Below are 4199 nucleotides of genomic sequence, written 5' to 3'. Positions count from 1 at the left end.
GTTTTATCACCTGGACTCAGGAAACCATGGAATATGAGATCAATACATTATTAGCTGGTTATGGTGACCAATTTGCAATTAATTTCTCTTGAGGACTTATTTATGAAAATATAAATACAGAAAAAGAACGTTGGAGTTCAGTTAAAACTTTTCCCTTCCCTTATGACATTGAGGAAACTAATATCTATGATATGCAGGTAAAATGTATTAGAGCGGATAATGAAAATATAGGAGGAGAACGGATATATATTCTTTTAGTATTGACTGGTAAAAACAATCCTAAAATAAAAGTGTCATTATTTGATAATCCCAATATCGAAGATGATAGCCCAAATACAGTATTGGTTCTTGCTGATAAGGAACGTTTATATAATAAAACACAAAGAGATTGCACTAACCTGATACTAACAGGTAATACTCCAGAAACAGCAGCTATAGATTATATTGTGTATAATCATAAATATCAAAGAAAGCACTTTGTATATAATAGATATACATTTAATGATGGAGAATTCACAATAAAAAACTATGATGATATAGATGGTGATTTTGAAAGTGACATTATTAAAATAGATGGATTAGCTATCATAGATGCCCGTGAAAAGTTAGAAGGAAAAATGAGAGCATACTGTAGGGTTTCTACAAAAGATTTTCATCAGTATATAGTTTCATTGAATCTAGATAAAGAAAATGTATCTATAAGTAAAATCTTCTCTAATCAATCAATAGATGAAAATATAAATGTAAATAAAAAAGAAATCGTAAATTTCAAACCGTTATTATATGGAAATACACACACAAGTATATTTATTAAATATAATCCTGAAAAAAGTGCTAGTATAGGTAAATCTAAACTATATCATATAAAAGAATGCGAGGAATCACCTAGTGGCTGGAGTAATCCAGCCATGATTAACCAAAGTGTCATGGAGTACAACCCTATTTCTAATAAATCAGGTGAAATGAGTGTTTTTCTTGTTGACATAAATTCTGATGATAATTTTTATATTCGTTCAATGTGGTCAAATGATAATGACCAATGGATCAATTTTGATATAACACCAGGAAGAAAGAAAGTTATAAAAGAGTTATCTGTTTATAGCTCAGAAATTAGTGTGAAAGATAAATTTGGGATCCTATTAATTAATGAACCTGTAGAGATATCATCCTCAGCCCAAACTAAGCTAATTATTAATGGTAATACGTATTTCGTTGGAAAAGACCAGAAAATATCAATCAAAACGAATATGCGAGGCATTTTTACAATTACACAACCCACTGAAAACTTAGGCGTAACAACACTGTCATTTACACTGCCTCAACGTGATCCTTCCCCTGTCGCAATTCGCCAATATGCTGATGTAAAAGATCGGCTATCTAAGTTGACGGCTCAAGAGTTAAAAGAAGCCAAGGATAGTAAAGGAAATCTTCTCGTACCTGATCTTTCTACAGATAGCGCAGAAAGTATAGTGAGCAGCGTTAAAAAATGTATGGAAATAGCGGATACCGCACCTAATCTACGACGTACATTGAAAAAAGAACCTCACGTTGGAAAATATCTAACTGAAACATTACTTCAATTAGAGACATTACAGCTGCCTAAGCAATATCAATCATGGGTGCTTGATTTAAGTAACAACACGCCTATTTATAGTGAATTGAATAAAGACATGCTTCAAAAGGAAAGAGATAATTTATTGAGTCTTAACCTAATAGAATGGTTTGGTAGTATAGGGGATTTTATTAAAAATGCAATAAATAAAGTCATAGATGTTGTAAAAATTATAGTGCATTCCACTATCGAGGGGTTTTATGCCATAATCCATTTTGTTGAGGATGGCATTGAAAAAATTTTCAAAGCAGTAATAAAAGTGGCTCTTGATGCTATGAATATAGCATCTGTAATATTTAATTATATCAAACTAACAGTTGATAGACTCATTGAATGGATTGGGTTTGTTTTTGATTGGGATGATATACTTAGGACTAAGGAGGCTATTTCTCATATTCTATCTCTACAAAAAGAATTTTTTACAAAAGCTACTGCAAAAATAAAGCGTACTGTTGATAATGAATTGTGTCGTACCAAAAACGAGGTTAACAATATTTTCGATAATCTTATTAATACATATAAAGGTAAAAATATTAATGATGGTTATAATCAAGTTCAATCACTTAAAAATAGTCTCTCTCCTAAAGGTATGGATAAGGCTTTGGCCAATAATCCCTTACTCGATTATCTCTATAACCCAAGTAGTTATAATGAATTATCGAAATCATTAAATGCACTTCAGTCCCGGTTTATTTCTATTGACGACGATAATAGCCAAATAGAACACGTTAGAGAGACGATAGATAAATATTCTGATGATTTTAAAAATTCTGATGATATGAACGCTTTTAATGTTCTATTTAATGACATTCAAAATACTGAGTCATTCCTTTCAAAAATGATAGTAAATATACTTGGAATTTTAAAAAAACTAACGAGCCTAGCAATAAACAGCTTAACTAAGCTAGTTGACTCAATAATAGTATTCGTTGAAACTGCAATTTCTAAACTTTATACTATAATGAATGAACCATTATATATTCCTTTTATATCAGAGATATTCAAGTTTATTACAAAATCCGAAAAAGATCCAAGTATTAATGATTTTCTGTCACTGCTTATCTCTATCCCAGTAACCATATTATCAAAATTAATTTTAAATAAAAGTCTGTTTCTGGATAAAGAAAGTGTCTTGCAGTTTAAAAATGAAACTAATATAACTAACTTATTGGAAATAGTAAATTCAACATACAATGACTCTGTGTTTCCAATACAAAATACAGGAAAAGTAAAGCGTAAAAAAATAAGCACGACCAACAGTTCAGGCAGCACAATCGCACTTAAATGGATTAGCGCAATTTGCACTTTACTTTCAGGAACTTGCGAAGGCTTACGTGCAGGATTATTGATGGCGAAAAGTTTCTATCCTGAGAATACTATACTCGCCAAAATAAAGAAAGTAATAAACTGTTTTGTTATAGGAATAACTTCCATTAATATTTGTTGTCAGTTCTTTTTAGGCTCTCTAGATACTTATTCAGTTATATTTATTGGAATTTCTTTTTTGATGTTATTGTTGTCAATTGCTTATACTGTCGCTTCTTTTTTTGAAGATGAAGTTTATGATATACCTTTTATAGTGATAAGTGTTATATTAGGCTTGTTTATATTACTTCTTACTATCCTTTTCTGGAGTCAATTAAGTAAGTTAGATATAGCATTATCACTCCTATTTGCAACATGGCAAATATGTGATGGAACTGTTTTGCTGAAAGTCGCTGTGCCTGTATTGGTTGCTTCGGTAGCTATTCAGTTTATTTTAGGGGTAACTGCTGGTGCCATTAAAGTAGTTAAAATAGTTAAATAACCTGAATTCTGGATAGGCTATTTTTTGCCCATCCCCCGATAGGCTTCAAAGTTGATGAGGAAAAAAATGGGTGCTCAGTTAGCGCTAAGATTTTAATACTCTTTCGCCGTGTTCCCTGAGCTCCCCATCTGGCCCTACATACTTATAGAGAGCCTGTCTGCTGATAGTATTCACCAAGTGTTTTAAGCTTCGACCAAGCCTGTCAAGCTTCCATACCATTAACACATCGCCAGGCCTGAGGGCTTTTAAACAGGCATCCAATCCAGGACGTTTGTCTGACTTCCCAGATATTTCATCCTGATAAATGTTTTCTTTATTAACTCCGACAGCAAGTAAAGCATCCAGTTGGAGATCCTGCACCTGACTTCCATCAGATTTGGAGACACGGGTATACCCAAATAGATAGAGCTTAAACGCCGCGCTGATCCAGAAAGCAAACTCAAAAGCAATATCCCGATGCGCATAAGTTCCGCCATATCTGCCCGCTTTCGAGATGATCCCGATTGCATTGGTGGTTGTGATCCAGCGTTTTGGCGTGAGAAAGAAACTGTTTGCGCCCGCTTCATGTAAACGAAGGTTTAAATGACAGTCTTGTTTTAGCCTAAATACGGATGGAAAGATGTAATATTAATATAAACTGTATATAAATCACGCGATGCTCGACTTTAACATCCTATGACGTTGGCTTGTTGAAGCCAGTCGCGTTGACTTTTACCTTGTTGAAAATTGGCAAAAATACCCAACGTGTGAGAAAGCAGTTTTCTGGCAATTCGATTACTC

General features: G+C 33.1%; 2 protein-coding genes and 1 pseudogene. 1 reads left to right on the top strand and 2 read right to left on the bottom strand.

What is annotated here, in order from left to right; all coding sequences use genetic code 11:
• Nucleotides 1-191: 191 nt before the first annotated feature.
• Nucleotides 192-3419, top strand: a complete 3228-nt coding sequence (locus Xedl_RS19060; protein WP_074025292.1) for a hypothetical protein — start codon at nt 192-194, stop codon at nt 3417-3419.
• Nucleotides 3420-3503: 84 nt separating this feature from the next.
• Here Xedl_RS19060 and Xedl_RS39495 read toward each other — a convergent pair whose 3' ends face one another.
• Together Xedl_RS39495 and Xedl_RS39490 are read right to left on the bottom strand one after the other, a co-directional pair.
• On the bottom strand, nt 3504-3914 hold the full coding sequence (locus Xedl_RS39495; RefSeq protein ID WP_425274610.1) for a recombinase family protein: 411 nt from the start codon (nt 3912-3914) through the stop codon (nt 3504-3506).
• A gap of 170 nt (nt 3915-4084) precedes the next feature.
• A pseudogene (locus Xedl_RS39490) lies at nt 4085-4199 on the bottom strand (IS982 family transposase); the annotation flags it as partial.

It is taken from the genome of Xenorhabdus eapokensis (assembly GCF_001908105.1).
Note: the sequence above shows the minus strand (reverse complement) of the source record. Positions and strands in the feature narration are given on the sequence as shown.

Coding starts and splice junctions, on each gene's coding strand:
- Xedl_RS19060 (WP_074025292.1), top strand. CDS start 192: ATGCAGGTAAAATGTATTAGAGCGGATAATGAAAATATAGGAGGAGAA.